Raw genomic sequence first — 14,877 nt, 5'->3', positions numbered from 1 at the left:
CCAGCGTTCCGCGCGGCACGATGGGGACGGTTCCTATCGTGCCGTTCGACGTATCCTGCGGGCCGGCGTCCGGGGCGGCTGCGCTACGCTCCGGCGGTGACCATCCACTACACGAACCCGTTCGCCGACCCGCCGTCGGCGCGGGACGCCGTCCGCGCGTTCCGGGGCCGGCTCGCGTCCGGTGTGACACTGTGGACGGCGGCGGGGGAGCGCAAACCGGCGGGGCTGACGGTGTCGTCCCTGATGGTGGCCAACGGGACGCCGCCCCGGGTGCTTGCCCTGCTCGACCCGCTGGCCGACCTGACCGATGCGCTGCTCGCGTCCGGCAGGGCGGCGGTCACGATCCTCGACCGCGACCAGGTGCGGCTGGCCGGCGCCTTCGCCGGCACCGACCCGGCGCCGGGCGGACCGTTCCGGCAGGTGCCGTTCTCCGAGACCGACTGGGGCCCCGTCCCCGACGCCGCCGGGACGTGGGCGGGCCTGCAGCTGGAGTCATCGGCAGAGGTGGGATGGTCGGTGCTGGTGACCTGCGTCGTCCAGCACCTGGTCACGGACGCGGCCGGCGACCCGCTCGTGCACTACCGCGGCGGGTATCCCCGGCTTGAGGTCGACGGCCCGCGCTGAGCGCCGAGAGCCACCGTTCCCGTCCAGAGCCCCTGTCCGGACAAGGGCTCTCGACCGGAAGGCTGGCCCTCGAGCGTGAGGACGGGCTCTGGCGAGCGGCCAGCGTGCATGACCGGCCAGCGTGCGTGACCGGCCATCGCGGGCGAGCGGTCAGCGTGCCCGACCGGTCAGACGTCCACTTCGAGGTCGGCGCGGGTGGGCGGGTTCGCCCCTGCCCGTGAGACCGTGATGGCCGCGCAGGCGAGCGCGCGCTCGACCGCGGCGGCGATCACTGGCCATTCCGCGAAGCGCAGGCGCTCCGCAGCGGCACCGTCGCCGAGCAGGCCCGCGTCCAGCAGACCCGAGAGCAGGCCGGCCATGAACGAGTCGCCGGCGCCGACGGTGTCGACCACCGTGGTCGGAAGGGTGGGGAACCGTTGCACCTCGCCGGCGGCGAGCACGACAGCCTCCTCGCCGCCCTGGGTCACCGCGCAGAGCGAGGGCCCCAGGCTCGCCCAGTGCGCGAGCACCTGCGGCACCGGAGTACCAGGGTAGAGCCAGCGGACGTCCTCGTCGGACGCCTTCACCACGTGGGCGAGTCCGATCAGTCGCTCGATCGTGGTGCGGGCCTCTGCGGGCTCACCCATCAGGGACGGGCGCGCGTTCGGGTCGTAGGAGATGGTGGCTCCCGAACGGGCCGCCCTGACCACGTCGAGGACGGCGGCGCTGCCGGGGGCCGTGGTCGCGGAGATCGACCCGACGTGCAGGTGCGCGCCGTCTCCGACCGGCACGGACGCGGGGTCGAGCTCCCAGGCGAAGTCGAACTCGTAGGTCGCCACACCTGCCGCGTCCAGGTGGGCGGCGGCCGTCGCCGTGCGGGCCGCGGACGTGCTGCCCGGCAGGAGGGCGATGCTCTCGGCGGCGAGGAGGTCGGCGATCCGCCGTCCGCGGGCGTCGGTGCCCAGGTGGGTGGCGAGCCGGGTGTCGTGGCCGAGCCGGGCCAGCCCGATGGCGACGTTCAGCGGACTGCCGCCGGCGTGCTCCACCGTGGTCCCGGACGGCGGAATGACGATGTCGATCAGGGCTTCACCGACGACGGTGACGGGGGCGCTCATGGCGTCCACCTTAGGGTGCGAGGGCGACCCCGGTCAGTTCGGTCGACAGCTCCCAGAGCCGCTCGCCGATCCCCGGCTTGCGGGCGCCCTCGGGCAGCCGGGCAGGCCCGGCAGGTCCGGCCGAACCACGGTGCCTCGTCGGGCCGTAATAGGCGCCCGGATGAGGGTCGGTGGCCGCGAGCAGGACCGGCTGGGCGCCGTCGGCGGGCGACTGGATGGCGCCGGTGAGCCGCCCGATCAGCGTCACGAAGGCCGGCGGGCCACCGGTGTCGAAGATCGCGGTCGCACACCAGCCGGGGTGGGCGGGGACGGCCGTGACGTCGATACCGGCCCGCAGGCAGCGGCGACGCAGTTCACCGGCGAAGACAACGGTGGCGAGCTTGGAGTCGCAGTAGGACTGGTAGGTCGAGCGCGTCGGCCGTCCGAACCCGGGACCGATCCGGCCGCGGGTCGCCATCGTCGAGCCCAACGACACCACCCGTGCGTCGCCGGCGTCGCGCAACGCCGGCCACAGCCCCGCGGTCAATGCCCAGGCGCCGAGGTGGTTCACGCCGACCTGGAGGTCGAAGCCGTCGGCTGTGCGCGCGTCGGGGTCGTCGGTCCCGGTGCCGGCGTTGTTCACCAGCAGGTGGACGGGACGTTGGCCGATCCGCGCGGACGCGTCCGCGATGCTGACCAGCGAGGCCAGGTCGACGAGTTCGACCGAGACCTCGGCGCCCCGGTGCCTGTGCCGGATCTGCGCGGCGGCCGCGTCGCCGCGGCCGGCGTCCCGGACGGCCAGCACCACCTCGGCCCCGGCTCCGGCGAGCGCGTCCGCCGTGGCACGGCCGATGCCGGCGCTCGCCCCGGTGACGACGGCGCGCCGGCCGCCCAGATCGGGCAGCGGCAGTGGGGGCAGTCGGTCACCGATCCCGCGGGCCATGCTCAGCCCTGTCGCCTCTGGATCGCTGCCCACTCGTCCCGCAGCCCGACCGTGCGGTGGAAGAGTCCCGGTGCGTCCGGATCCGCGGCGAAGTAGCCCAGTCGCTCGAACTGCACGACCTGACCGGGAGCCGCCTCGGACAGCGCCGCCTCGGCCTTGCCGGCCACGACCTCGCGAGAGGCGGGGTTCAGGTCATCCAGGGGCTCGCCGGTCGCCTCGCCGGGAACGGCGGCGGTGAACAGCCGCTCGTACAGCGCGACGGCGATGTCGGTGGCATGCGCGGCGGAGACCCAGTGCATGGTCGACTTCACCTTGCGTCCGTCGGGGGCGTCGCCGCCCCGGGTCGCCGGGTCATAGGTGGCGTGGACGGCGACCAGGTTCCCGTCCGCGTCCTTCTCCACGCCGGTCGCCGTGACCAGATAGGCGCCGCGCAGGCGCACCTCGCGTCCGACCGAGAGCCGGAAGAACTTCGGCGGCGGCACCTCGGCGAAGTCGTCCGCCTCGATCCACAACTCGCCGGAGAAGGCCACCTCGCGGGTACCGTCCGCGGCGTTCTCGGGGTTGTTGGTCACCTCGAAGTACTCCACCACCGGGGCGCCGGACGCGTCGGTCGGCCAGTTGTCGATCACCAGCCGCAGGGGGTGCAGGACGGCCATCCGGCGCTGGGCGGTCGTGTTCAGCTCGCGCCGGACGAAGGCCTCCAGCGCCTCGATGTTCTGGCGGCTGTTGGTGCGCGTCGTGCCGATCTCGGTGCAGAACGCGCGGATCGCGCGGGCGGGGTAGCCGCGACGACGCAGTCCGCTCAGGGTCGGCATCCGCGGGTCGTCCCAGCCGTCCACCGTCCCGTCCGCGACGAGCTTGGCCAGGCGGCGCTTGCTCGTCACGGTGTGGGTGAACTCAAGGCGCGCGAACTCGATCTGCTTCGGCTGGTCGCCGGGCAGGGGCAGCTGGGAGAGGTACCAGTCGTAGAGCGGACGGTGGGTGTCGAACTCCAGCGTGCAGATCGAGTGGGTGACGCCTTCGATCGCATCGCTCTGGCCGTGCGCCCAGTCGTAGGTGGGGTAGATGCACCACTCGTCGCCGGTGCGGAAGTGGTGGGAGTGCCGGATCCGGTACATCACCGGGTCGCGCAGCGCCATGTTCTCGTGGTTCATGTCGATCTTCGCGCGCAGCACCTTCGCCCCGTCCGCGAACTCGCCGGCCTTCATCCGGCGCAGCAGGTCGAGGTTCTCCTCCGGCGTCCGCGTCCGGTAGGGGCTGTCGATGCCCGGCTTGCCGAACCCGCCGCGCTGGGCGGAGATCGTCTCAGTGTCCTGGTCGTCCACGTAGGCCAGGCCGTTGCCGACCAGGTACTCGGCCCACGCGTACAGCTGTCCGAAGTAGTCGGACGCGTGCAGCACCTGCGCGGGGTGGAAGCCCAGCCAGGCGATATCGGCGAGGATCGATTCGACGAACTCGGTCTCCTCGGTGTCGGGGTTGGTGTCGTCGAGGCGCAGGTTGCAGCTGCCCCCGAAGTCCTCCGCGGTGCCGAAGTCGACGGTGATCGCCTTGGCGTGGCCGATGTGCAGGTAGCCGTTCGGTTCGGGCGGGAACCGGGTCTGGACGCGTCCGCCGTAGGTGCCCTGCTCGTTGTCGCGCCGGATGATGTCGCGGATGAAATCGTTGGCGGCCACGGGCTCGGTCATGCCAGTGAAGTTAGCACGGACGCAGCCGCCGTCCGGACGCAGGCAGAGCCTTGTCAGGCGTCGTCGGGGGCCACCGTTCTGTGCTGAGGGCCATGGCTCACGCCGAGGGCCCGTGTCTGGGCAAGGGCTCTCGACGGGAGGGGTGGCTGTCGAGCGGGAAGGGTGGCTGTCGGAGGTGGCGCGGCCGGATCGGTAAGCTGGGCCGGCCATGACAGCCAGCCCAGCCCGCCTCCGCGTCGCGCCGTCGCCCACCGGTGACCCGCACGTCGGCACCGCGTACATGTCCCTGTTCAACCTCGCCTACGCGCGCGCGACCGGGGGGTCGTTCGTGCTGCGGATCGAGGACACCGACCGTGCCCGTTACGTGGCGACGTCCGAGCAGCAGATCTACGACACCCTGCACTGGCTGGGCCTGCCCTGGGACGAGGGCCCCGACATCGGCGGCCCGTACGCGCCCTACCGGCAGTCCGAGCGCCTCGACACCTACCGCCCGTTCGTCGAGCAACTGGTCGAGGCCGGCCACGCGTACTACTGCTGGTGCTCGACCGACCGGCTGGCCGAGCTGCGGGCCGAGCAGCAGGCCAGCAAGTCCCCGGTGACGGGCTACGACCGGCTCTGCCTCGGCAAGACCCGCGACGAACGCGCGGCGCTCCCGGGGTTCAGCGAGACGCCGGTGGTGCGGATGCTCGTCCCCGACGACGTCGAGCTGACCTTCACCGACCTGATCCGTGGTGAGGTGAGCGCGCCGCGTCCCGACGACCAGGTGATCCTGAAGGCGGACGGGTTCCCGACCTACCACCTGGCCGTGGTCGTCGACGACCACCTGATGGGGATCACGCACGTCGTGCGCGGCGAGGAGTGGATCTCCTCGACCCCCAAGCACCTGCTGCTGTACCGCTGGTTGGGCTGGGACGAGCCGGCGTTCGCGCACATGCCGCTGCTGCGCAACACCGACAAGAGCAAGATCTCCAAGCGCAAGAACCCCGCCGCCCGGCTGACCTGGTTCCTCGAGCAGGGCTACCTGCCCGAGGCGCTGCGGAACTTCCTCCAGCTGCTCGCCTACCCGCCCGTGCACGAGGGCGAGGACGTGAGCAGCTTCGACGAGTTCGTCGCCGCGTTCGACTGGGCGAAGGTGAACACCACCGGGCCGATCTTCGACCTGGCCAAGCTGAACGCGCTGAACGGCCACTACATCCGCGCCCTCTCGCCGGAGGAGTTGGCCGACCGTGTGGTCGAGTACGCCGTCCGCGAGGGGCAGTGGACGCAGCCGTCCGACGCCGACGTCGCGCTGCTGCGCGCGGCCGTCCCGCTCGTCCAGGAGCGGCTGGTGCTGCTCGGCGAGGCCGTGCCGAAGCTCGCCTACCTGTTCGAGGCGGACGACGACCTGGTCATCGACCCGCACGCGCTGGCCAAGGCAGGTCCCGACGCCGCGCCGGTCGTGCGGGCCGCACTGGACGCGCTGGGCGGGCTGGCCGACTGGCACCACGAGGCGATCCAGGCCGCGCTGCGCGAGGCGCTGGTCGACGGACTCGGGATCAAGCCGAAGTTCGCCTTCGGCCCGGTGCGGCTCGCCGTGACGGGGTCCAACGTGTCGCCGCCGCTGTTCGAGTCGATGGAACTGCTGGGCCGGGAGTCCTCGCTGGCCCGGCTGACGAGGCTCCAGGGCCTGTTGTGAGCGTCGTCGCCGTCTTCGGCGGTCGCAGCGAGATCGGGCTGGCCGTGGCCACCCGGCTCGCTGCCGGCAACACCGTCGTGCTCGCCGCGAGGCCCGGGCCGATGGACGAGGCGGTCGCCGCCTGCCGCGCCTCGGGTGCCGCGCGGGTGGAGACGGTCGAGTTTGATGCCGACGACGTGGCCGGCCAGGCCGGGGTGGTGGCGGCCATCGAGCGCCGCACCGGCCCGATCGACATCGCGGTGCTCGCGTTCGGTGTGCTCGGCGACCAGGCGCGCGCCGAGCGCGATCCGGAGTTCGCCGCGTCCGTTCTGCACACCGACTTCATCGCCCAGGCCACCCTGCTGACCGTCCTCGCCGACACGATGCGGACGCGGGGGAGCGGCACGATCGTCGCCTTCTCCTCCGTCGCCGGCGCCCGGGTGCGCAGGGCGAACTACGTGTACGGGTCGGCCAAGGCGGGCCTGGACGGGTTCGCGTCCGGACTGGCGGACGCGCTGCACGGCAGCGGCGTGCGCCTGTTCATCGCCCGGCCGGGCTTCGTGATCGGGCGCATGACCGAGGGCATGGAACCGGCACCGTTCTCCTCGACGCCGGAGCAGGTCGCCGACGCCGTGGTCCGGCGGATCCGCTCCGGCGGCGGCCCGGACCTGTGGATCCCCGGGTACCTCGGCGCCGTCATGGCGGGCACGCGGTTCGCGCCGCGTTGGGTGTGGCGCCGGATGCCCCGCTGAACGGCGTGGCCGCGTTGGCGACCCGGTGCGAACGGCAAGGATGGTAGCGAGAAGCACCGCGAGCGGAAGGTTGACGAGATGGCTCTGAAGGTGGATCCGGTACAGGGTGCGGGCGGACGCCACGTGCCGCGGCGCGGACCGGCGTCCTTCGCCGACGCCGGCTACTGCGGGCGGTCGTTCAACGAGGGGGTCCTGCGGTTCCACGACGCCCAGACCGGGCCGAACTACCGTGAGCTGTGCTTCGAGGCATTCCCTGAGCTCGCAACGGTCGACGCCGATGCCGACGTGCTCGCGTTCGACTGGCACGGACGCCAGTACGTCACCGCCGCGGTCGCGGGCACCCCGGACGTGCAGGTGCTGATCCTCGACGTGTGCGCGGGCACCATCGAACGGCTGGCCGGGGTCGCCGAGTTCGCCGCCGTGCTGAAGCTCGACAACATGCGTGACTTCTTCGACGGAGACTTCTACGACCAGTGGCGCGCCGCTGTCGGCCGCCCGGACGGGCAACTGGGCTTCAGCGACTGCGTGGAGTTCACCGTCCCGCTGTACCTGGGCGGGCCGGAGACGGTCGAGAACCTCCAGCTGATCGACCTGGACGTCTCCTGGACGATCGGCGCGCAGCTCAGGGCGCAGACGCCCCGCTCCTGATCCGGCGCCGCGCCGTTCAGCGCCAGGGCTGCCACTTCCTCAGGCTGAGGATGTGGGCGACGCCGGCCTCGATCGTCGTCTCGATCCGCTCCCGCGTCCAGACGGGCGTCGGGCTGCCGAACAGCCACATTCCGCAGAGGACGGACAGGTCGTTGAGTGCCTCGCCCACCCGCAGGTCGTGGCTGTCGGCCGGACCGGAGAAGACGTCCTTGAGCATGCTGCCGTCCAGTGCCCGTGGCAACGGGAGGTAGGGGTCCCCGGGAGCGTTCGTGGCGAGGTCGGCCAGGGCCTCGGCGGCCGTGGTGTCACCGGCGCGGTGGGCGAAGTAGCACACCCGCGTGATGCTCGAGTGGAGGTAGGAGTACTGCACCGAAGGCGTGCCGTTGGGGACGCCGCGCAGCGCCAGCGCCGCCGGCACCGCGCGATCGAGGAACCCGTAGAGGGTGAGGACGCCGAACGAGCCGTAGAGGTTGCTGAGGTCGACGCTGGAGTCGAAGCACAGCCGCTTGGACAGCCCCTTGAGCGCGACGTTGGCGCCGTGCCCGCGGGGGACGCCGAGGGACGCCGGGTCGATGATCCGGACCACCTCGGCGGCGACCTCGGGGTACGGGTGGGTGGCCACAGGTGAGCCCTCCGGGTTCGGGCGGGCTCAGCGCCAGGGCCGCCACTTCTCGAGTCCGAGGATGCCGGCGACGTCGGCATCGATCGTGGCGTCGATCCGTTCCCTCGTCCACTCCGGCGCCGGGCTGCCGAACACCCACATGTCGCAGAGCATCGCCACGTCGTTCAGGGCGTCTCCCACCCGCTGGCCGTGATCCACGCCCGGCTTCGAGAACAGGTCGTTTAGCAGGCTGCCGTCGATCGTGCGGGGCTTGGGCCGGTACGGGACGCCCGGAGCGTTGAGGGCGAGCTCGTGCAGGAGCTGAGCAGACTCAGTGTCGCCCGCCCGGGCGGCGAAGCGGCAGGTCAGCGTGATGCAGGTATTGAGGTACCCGTAGAGCACCATCGGCGTACCGTTCGGAACCGCTCGCAGAGCCAGGGCCGCGGGCACGGCGCGATCCAGGAACCCGTAGAGGCAGAGGTTGAGGAAGGCGCTGTAGAGGTTGCTCAGGTCGGTCGTCGAGTCGAAGTTCATCCGCTTGGACAGACCCCGGAACGCCCCGGCGGCGCCGTGGCCCCGAGGGATGCCGAGCGAGTCGCCGTCGATGAGGCGGACGACCTCTGCGGCGACCTCGGGGTAGGGGTGTCTGGCCACGGGTGACTCCTTCTGTTCGGGCGCGGGACCTCTTGGGGAGCACCCTAGGGGCTCGGCGGCAGTACCAGCCTCACGTCGGTGCCGAAGTCCAGCTGCGCGCGCTTGATCGCATTGTTGATCTGGGCGCCGAAGCTCCGGTTGACCGACCGATCGAGGAGCTGCAGGTTCTCGATCACGCTCTTGCCCCCGAGCTGGAGGTCGAGGATGTGGTCGACGTCCACCCCGGACTGGGTGATCTTCCCGGACACGCTCTCCCACAGCCGACGGACGTTCACCGCACGTTCCGCCTCGGCGACCCTGGAGACCATCGGCCCGGCCGCGTTCACGTCCGCGACCTTCTGGGTCGCCGCCGCGATCTGGTCGGCGTTCCACCCCCTCTTCATCCGGAGCGCGATCTCCACCACCCCGTCGTCGGCGAGGCTGACGCCGCGGGCGAGGGCGGTGCCCCCGCGAGCGGCACCCTCGGCCGCCTCGACGCCTCGGGCGCCGGCCCTCAGCCCGGCGAAGATGCCGCGCGCCGCGCCGCCGATGCCCACGCAGCCCAGCACGGCGAAGACGATCGAGACGACGGCCTCGCCCCAGGACTTCTCCCCGGTGGCGGCCAGCGCGATGTTGGCGAGCGCGGCCACGATGCCGGCCACGGCGGCGACGATCAGCAGGACGCCGGCGAGCGCCTGCCCGATCACCGGGATCCAGCACACCAGCAGCGCGAGGATGCCGGCGATGGTGGCGACCGCCTCGGCGATCGTGGCGATCCACTCGGTGAGCTTGGCGCCCCAGTCGTCCCACCACGAGTCGTTGAGGCCGTCGGAGGAGGTCGTGTTCTCGATCTTGTCGATCGCGGTCCGGGCGGCAGCGTCCCGGTCGCTCACCGCCGCCTGGACGAGCTGCACCTGGGTGGCGATCCGCGCGCGGGCGGCCGACGCGGCCCGCTGCTGTGCGTCCTGCCTGCGCACGTAGTCGTCGTGCTCGTCGGCCTGGTCGGGGTCGTCCGCGTCGTCGGCCAGGTCGCGGTAGTGCCGTTCGGACGCCTCCGCAGCCTCGGCGTCCGCCTGCGCCGCGCGGGCCTGGCTGAGCGCGTGCAACGTGTCGACCTGGACGCGATCAAGGGTCACGGCGTAGGTCGACAGCGCCTGGCCCGCGCTCCGGTAGCGTCCCTCGGCCTTGCCGACGTCGTCGACCACCTTGTCGCGGGACTCCAGCAGCGCCTTCACCGAGTCCGCGGTGGAGGAGCCCGCGTCGAGACGTCGCAGCGTGGCGGCCGCGCGCGCGATCGCGTCGGCGACGCCGGTGTAGCTCGTGCCGCCGTCCCGGACCACGGCCGGATCGCCCGGTGTGGGGTCGGAGGACAGGCCCAGTGCCGACCAGTCGGAGGGTCTCGACATCGCCGCCTCACCTTGTTCGCTCTGCAGGACGCTTCGCACCTTACCGGCAGCCACCGCCAACGGTCAGGAGGGTCACCCGTGCCCGGACGGGGGATCCGGCACGGCCACGACGAGCCGGACGGCGCCGTGGAACCAGGGCTGGGAGCGCAGGTGCCCGTGGCGTGCGTCCCAGGCGCCGGACGCCAGGTCGGCCGCCAGCCGGTCGAGGCCCGCGGCGATCGTGGGCGGGTCGGCGAAGTTCCAGGCCGACTGGGCGGCCCGCACGGCCGGGTCGAGGAAGGCCTCGGGGCGTCCGTAGAAGGCCTCGGTGAAGCCGTCGGTGCAGTCCAGCGGGATCAGCACCCGCGCGACGCTGGTCACACCGCCGAGGGCGGTGCACACCGCGTCGATCGTCGGGTAGCGGGCAGCCTCGGCGGCGAACAGCTCCGGAACGTACTCGTCCAGCCACCACTCGGGCACCGCTGCCGGGTCGAACGTGAGCACGACCACCGGTCCGCTGCTCACCCGGCGGAGTTCGCGCAGGCCCGCTGCCGGGTCGCGCCACTGGTGGATGGTCACCGTCGCCATCGCCGCCTCGAACGCCCCGTCGGGGAAGGGCAGGTTCTCCGCGGTCGCGTCCACCACCGGCGCCGAGCCGTGCGGACGCTGCGCGCGCATCTGCGCGGACGGCTCGACGGCCACGACGTCGCGATCGGCGGGCTCGTAGGATCCCGCGCCCGCCCCGACGTTCACCACCGTCCTGGCGTCGCCGAGAGCGGCGTGCACGAGGGCCGCGATCCGCGGGTCGGGCCGACGCCGACCCGCATACCCGACGCCGGTCGCCTCGTAGTCGACGTCACCGGCGGGAGTCGTCCTCTGCTCGGGTACGGTCATGCGGCCACCCGCTCCCACACGGAGATCCGTCCGGTGTCGTCGTTCGACGGCGGCGTCCGGTCCCAGTCCGCCCAGCGGTGTCGCAGCCGCAGTCCTGCCTGCCGGGCCATCAGGTCCATCTCCCCGAACCACGCGTAGCGGTGCACGGAGGCGAACACACGTCCCTGCCCCGGCCGGTAGTGGTGGGACGTCAGACGCTGGGTGACCAGGTCGTAGGTGTCGAAGCCGAGGTGCTCTCCGTCCACCTCGAACGGCACGGCGACCGCCCCCGGTGGCAGCAGCCGCAGCTCCGGCTCGCCCTGTTCGACGACGAAGCACCCGCCCGGTGCGAGGTGCGCGGCCGCGTTGGCGAAGCAGGCGACCTGTTCGTCCTGCTCGATCAGGTTCGACAGCGTGTTGAACACCAGGTAGACGAGCCCGAACCGGCCCGGCACCCGCGCGGACGCCATGTCGCCCACCACGACGGGGACGTCCTCGCCGCCGGGCTTCGCGCGCAGCCGGGCGATCATGTCCTCGCTGAGCTCGATGCCGCTCACCGGGACGCCCCGCGCGGCGAGGGGGAGCGCCACCCGGCCCGTCCCGATCGCGAACTCGAGCGCAGGGTCGCCGTCGGCGAGGTCGACCAGGACGTCCAGCATCGGCGCCAGCGCCTCGGGCGTGGAGACGTCCGCGCAGTCCGCGTCGTACCGTTCGGCGACCTCACCGGTGAAGATGTTCTGCACGCGCCCAGCCCACCACGACGGGCCGTGCCGGACAACCCTGTCCGTGGGGCCTAGTTGTCGAGGGTCTCGAGCTCCTCCGCGAACGTCGGGACGCCCACGGGCGCTCGCCCGGCGGCCAGCCGGATCAGCACCACGCCGGCCACGATCAGCGCGCCGCCGGCCAGCTGCATGGTGGTGGGCACCTCACCGAGCAGGACGGCGGCGATCAGCGCGGCGAACAGCACCTCGGAGAGGCTGACGAAGCTCGACAGCCGTTCACCCATCAACGCGATGCCGGCCACGCCCAGTGCGTACGCGAGCACGGTGGCGGCCAGCACCACCACCGAAAGGGGCACCCACCACGGCACGGACGCACCCATCAGCTGCACGTCCACCAGCGGTGCGGAGTAGGGGAGGGCGCCGACCAGGATCGCCAGGCCCAGCACGGCCGCGCCGACAGGGAGGCCGAACGCGGGCAGCGCCAGCGGGTGCAGCAGGGACGGACGCGCGCCGAGCGCGAAGTAGGCGGCGGCCCCGACCATCGCGCACAGCCCGAACAGCACGCCGAGCGGGTCGAGTCGCGCCCCGGTGAGGTCGAGGACGCAGAGCAGGCCGAGCACGCTGGTCGCCGTCCCCGCCAACACCAGCCGGGAAGGGGCGTGCCGCGTCCGCACCCACGCCAGCAGGACCAGCGCGACCGGGGCGAGGTACTCCAGCAGCAGCGCCACCCCGACGCTGAGCCGGGAGACGGCGGCGAAGTACATCAGCTGGGCCAGCGCGACGGCCAGCGCGCCGAAGCCGACCACGGTGCGCCATTCGGTGAGCACCACGCGCAGGCGTCCGCGCATCACCCACAGGCCGACCGGCAGCAGCAGGACGGCGGCGACGCACACCCGCCAGAACACCGCCGCGCCCGGCGTCCAGCCCGCGTTCATCAGGGGACGGGCGAAGGTGCCGGACGTGGCGAAGGCCAGGGAGGCGACCAACCCGAGCCCGATGCCGAGGCCGATCCGGCGGGTATCGTGGGGCGTTGTCGCGGGCTGGTCGGCTGAACTCACCCGGCCCACTCTGCCAAAGCTGTGAGATTTGGCATCGCAGCGCCCAGCATGAAAGAATCGACAGGTTGCTCCGAAGGGGACGCCAGTTCTGGCGGCCCCCCGGCAAGTCTGGCGCTGACGTGCCGGGCCCTACCACGACCCATCAAAGATCGGTCATGTGCGGCCCAGACGTGGTTCGACACGCCCGACCCCGGGGGTCGGAGGGACACGCTTCTCCGGAAGATGCACCGGGGGAGGAAGACGAGAAGAAGGACGAACCAGTGGCGGGACAGAAGATCCGGATCCGACTCCGGGCCTACGACCACGAGGTCATTGACTCCTCGGCGAAGAAGATCGTCGACACCGTGACCCGTACCGGCGCCAAGGTGGCGGGGCCCGTGCCCCTGCCCACCGAGAAGAACGTGTTCTGTGTGATCCGTTCGCCGCACAAGTACAAGGACAGCCGCGAGCACTTCGAGATGCGCACCCACAAGCGGCTCATCGACATCCTCGACCCCACGCCGAAGACCGTCGACTCGCTGATGCGGCTCGACCTGCCGGCGGGCGTCGACATCGAGATCAAGCTTCCGTGAGGTCAGACGAGATGAGCGAAACCAACGTGAAGGGCCTGCTGGGCACCAAGCTCGGCATGACCCAGGTCTGGGACGAGAACAACCGTGTCGTCCCCGTGACCGTGATCCAGGCCGGTCCCTGCGTGGTGACCCAGGTCCGCACGCCCGACGTCGACGGCTACTCCGCCGTCCAGCTGGGCTTCGGTGCGGTCAAGGCCAAGAGCGTCACCAAGCCGGCCGCCGGCCACTTCGAGAGGGCAGGGGTCACGCCCCGCAAGCACCTCGTCGAGCTGCGCACCGCGGACGCGAGCACCTACACCCTCGGCCAGGAGCTGACCGCCGAGACCTTCGCCCAGGCGGAGATCGTCGACGTGACCGGCGTCACCAAGGGCAAGGGCACCGCGGGCGTCATGAAGCGCCACGGCTTCGGCGGCCTGCGCGCCACCCACGGCGTGCACCGCAAGCACCGTTCGCCGGGCTCCATCGGCGCCTGCGCCACCCCGGGCCACGTCTTCAAGGGCACCCGGATGGCCGGCCGGATGGGTGTCGAGAAGGTGACCGTGCAGAACCTCACCATCCACGCCGTCGACGCAGAGCGCGGGCTGATCCTGGTCAAGGGCTCCGTGCCCGGCCCCAAGGGTGCCCTCGTCGTGCTGCGCACGGCGGCCAAGAAGGGAGCTCAGGCATGAGCGAGACCCGCACCGTGAACGTGCTCGGCACGAAGTCGGCCAAGGCCGAGCTGCCGGGCGAGCTGTTCGACGTCCAGACCAACGTGCCGCTGATCCACCAGGTCGTGGTGGCCCAGCAGGCCGCTGCCCGCCAGGGCACGCACGCCACCAAGACCCGGGGCGACGTCTCCGGCGGTGGCGCCAAGCCGTGGCGCCAGAAGGGCACCGGCCGCGCCCGCCAGGGTTCGCGCCGCGCCCCGCAGTGGACCGGCGGTGGCGTCGTGCACGGCCCGCAGCCGCGCAGCTACGCCCAGCGGACGCCCAAGAAGATGATCGCCGCCGCCCTGCGCGGTGCGCTGTCCGACCGGGCCCGCGAGGGACGCATCCACGTGGTCGAGGGCATCGTCACCGGCGAGACCCCGTCCACGAAGGCCGCCCTGAAGGCGCTCGCCGAGATCGGCGGCAGCAAGCTCCTGGTCGTGCTCGACCGGGACGAGGACGTGGCGTGGCTGAGCCTGCGCAACGTCGCGACCGTCCACGCGATCGCCGTCGACCAGCTGAACGCCTACGACGTGCTGGTGGCCGACGACGTGGTGTTCACCACCGCCGCGCTCGCCAGCTTCGTGGCCGGGCCGGTCAAGGGCAAGGTCACCGTCGTGGCCGCCGAGAACGAGGAGGCTGCCAAGTGAGCGACCTGAAGATCCGCGACCACCGCGACATCCTCCTGGCCCCCGTGGTCAGCGAGAAGAGCTACGGGCTGCTGGACGAGAACAAGTACACGTTCCTCGTCTCCCCGAGCGCGAACAAGACCGAGATCAAGATCGCGGTCGAGGCCGTCTTCGGCGTCACGGTGACCGGCGTGAACACCAGCAACCGCCAGGGCAAGCGCAAGCGCACCCGGGCCGGCTGGGGCAAGCGCCCCGACACCAAGCGCGCCGTGGTGAGTGTGGCCGAGGGCCAGCGCATCGACATCTTCTCCGGGCCGCTGGCCTGAGCCGAGATAGGAA

17 protein-coding genes are annotated in these 14,877 nt (G+C 72.0%); 8 read left to right on the top strand and 9 right to left on the bottom strand.

Features of this window, described 5'->3' with window-relative positions; genetic code table 11:
* Positions 1–96: 96 nt before the first annotated feature.
* Entirely contained in the window at positions 97–624 is a 528-nt protein-coding gene (locus QM779_RS07385) for a flavin reductase family protein (protein ID WP_428533755.1), read from the top strand.
* 167 nt (positions 625–791) lie between these two features.
* Here the strand turns inward: QM779_RS07385 and QM779_RS07380 are convergent, their stop codons facing one another.
* The 3 genes from QM779_RS07380 to QM779_RS07370 are packed head-to-tail and all read right to left on the bottom strand — an operon-like array spanning position 792 to position 4,325.
* A complete protein-coding gene (locus QM779_RS07380) occupies positions 792–1,718 on the bottom strand; it encodes a carbohydrate kinase family protein (protein ID WP_428533753.1) in 927 nt (308 codons plus the stop codon).
* A gap of 10 nt (positions 1,719–1,728) precedes the next feature.
* A complete protein-coding gene (locus tag QM779_RS07375) occupies positions 1,729–2,640 on the bottom strand; it encodes an SDR family NAD(P)-dependent oxidoreductase (RefSeq protein WP_428533751.1) in 912 nt (303 codons plus the stop codon).
* A gap of 2 nt (positions 2,641–2,642) precedes the next feature.
* Positions 2,643–4,325: a glutamine--tRNA ligase/YqeY domain fusion protein gene (locus tag QM779_RS07370; RefSeq protein ID WP_428533749.1), complete on the bottom strand. Its 1,683-nt coding sequence runs from the start codon at positions 4,323–4,325 to the stop codon at positions 2,643–2,645.
* A 208-nt stretch (positions 4,326–4,533) separates the two neighbouring features.
* Between QM779_RS07370 and gltX the strand changes: the two genes are divergently transcribed.
* The 3 genes from gltX to QM779_RS07355 all read left to right on the top strand — a co-directional run bounded on the left by gltX (position 4,534) and on the right by QM779_RS07355 (position 7,379).
* A complete protein-coding gene (gltX, locus tag QM779_RS07365; RefSeq protein WP_428533747.1) occupies positions 4,534–6,000 on the top strand; it encodes a glutamate--tRNA ligase in 1,467 nt (488 codons plus the stop codon).
* A complete protein-coding gene (locus QM779_RS07360) occupies positions 5,997–6,731 on the top strand; it encodes an SDR family NAD(P)-dependent oxidoreductase (RefSeq protein WP_428533745.1) in 735 nt (244 codons plus the stop codon). The genes gltX and QM779_RS07360 overlap by 4 nt, the downstream gene beginning before the upstream one ends.
* Before the next feature lie 78 nt (positions 6,732–6,809).
* Positions 6,810–7,379 carry a hypothetical protein gene (locus QM779_RS07355; protein WP_428533743.1) on the top strand — a complete coding sequence of 190 codons (570 nt, stop codon included), beginning with the start codon at positions 6,810–6,812 and terminating at the stop codon, positions 7,377–7,379.
* 16 nt (positions 7,380–7,395) lie between these two features.
* Here the strand turns inward: QM779_RS07355 and QM779_RS07350 are convergent, their stop codons facing one another.
* The 6 genes from QM779_RS07350 to QM779_RS07325 all read right to left on the bottom strand — a co-directional run bounded on the left by QM779_RS07350 (position 7,396) and on the right by QM779_RS07325 (position 12,651).
* Positions 7,396–8,001, bottom strand: coding sequence for a hypothetical protein (locus tag QM779_RS07350; RefSeq protein ID WP_428533741.1), 606 nt, complete (start codon positions 7,999–8,001; stop codon positions 7,396–7,398).
* A 27-nt stretch (positions 8,002–8,028) separates the two neighbouring features.
* Positions 8,029–8,634 carry a hypothetical protein gene (locus QM779_RS07345; protein WP_428533739.1) on the bottom strand — a complete coding sequence of 202 codons (606 nt, stop codon included), beginning with the start codon at positions 8,632–8,634 and terminating at the stop codon, positions 8,029–8,031.
* Between the two features lie 44 nt (positions 8,635–8,678).
* A complete protein-coding gene (locus tag QM779_RS07340; protein WP_428533737.1) occupies positions 8,679–10,019 on the bottom strand; it encodes an HNH endonuclease in 1,341 nt (446 codons plus the stop codon).
* Between the two features lie 72 nt (positions 10,020–10,091).
* Positions 10,092–10,892, bottom strand: coding sequence for a class I SAM-dependent methyltransferase (locus tag QM779_RS07335; protein ID WP_428533735.1), 801 nt, complete (start codon positions 10,890–10,892; stop codon positions 10,092–10,094).
* Positions 10,889–11,614, bottom strand: a complete 726-nt coding sequence (locus QM779_RS07330) for a class I SAM-dependent DNA methyltransferase (protein ID WP_428533733.1) — start codon at positions 11,612–11,614, stop codon at positions 10,889–10,891. The genes QM779_RS07335 and QM779_RS07330 overlap by 4 nt, the downstream gene beginning before the upstream one ends.
* 50 nt (positions 11,615–11,664) lie before the next feature.
* A complete protein-coding gene (locus QM779_RS07325) occupies positions 11,665–12,651 on the bottom strand; it encodes an EamA family transporter (protein ID WP_428533731.1) in 987 nt (328 codons plus the stop codon).
* Between the two features lie 260 nt (positions 12,652–12,911).
* Here QM779_RS07325 and rpsJ point away from each other — a divergent pair, with 260 nt between their 5' ends.
* From rpsJ to rplW, 4 genes are read left to right on the top strand one after another with little or no spacing between them, the layout of a single operon-like run.
* Positions 12,912–13,223 (top strand): 30S ribosomal protein S10, encoded by a 312-nt coding sequence (gene rpsJ / locus QM779_RS07320; protein ID WP_020488540.1) that lies wholly within the window; start codon positions 12,912–12,914, stop codon positions 13,221–13,223.
* Between the two features lie 11 nt (positions 13,224–13,234).
* Entirely contained in the window at positions 13,235–13,891 is a 657-nt protein-coding gene (gene rplC / locus QM779_RS07315) for a 50S ribosomal protein L3 (RefSeq protein WP_428533729.1), read from the top strand.
* Positions 13,888–14,559: a 50S ribosomal protein L4 gene (rplD, locus tag QM779_RS07310; RefSeq protein ID WP_428533727.1), complete on the top strand. Its 672-nt coding sequence runs from the start codon at positions 13,888–13,890 to the stop codon at positions 14,557–14,559. The genes rplC and rplD overlap by 4 nt, the downstream gene beginning before the upstream one ends.
* The gene (gene rplW / locus QM779_RS07305) at positions 14,556–14,864 is read left to right on the top strand and encodes a 50S ribosomal protein L23 (protein WP_428533725.1); all 309 of its coding nucleotides are present in this window, start codon (positions 14,556–14,558) and stop codon (positions 14,862–14,864) included. The genes rplD and rplW overlap by 4 nt, the downstream gene beginning before the upstream one ends.
* Positions 14,865–14,877 lie beyond the last annotated feature (13 nt).

Origin of the sequence: Propionicimonas sp. (assembly GCF_049840635.1) — a bacterium.
GTDB lineage: Bacteria > Actinomycetota > Actinomycetes > Propionibacteriales > Propionibacteriaceae > Propionicimonas.
Note: the sequence above shows the minus strand (reverse complement) of the source record. Positions and strands in the feature narration are given on the sequence as shown.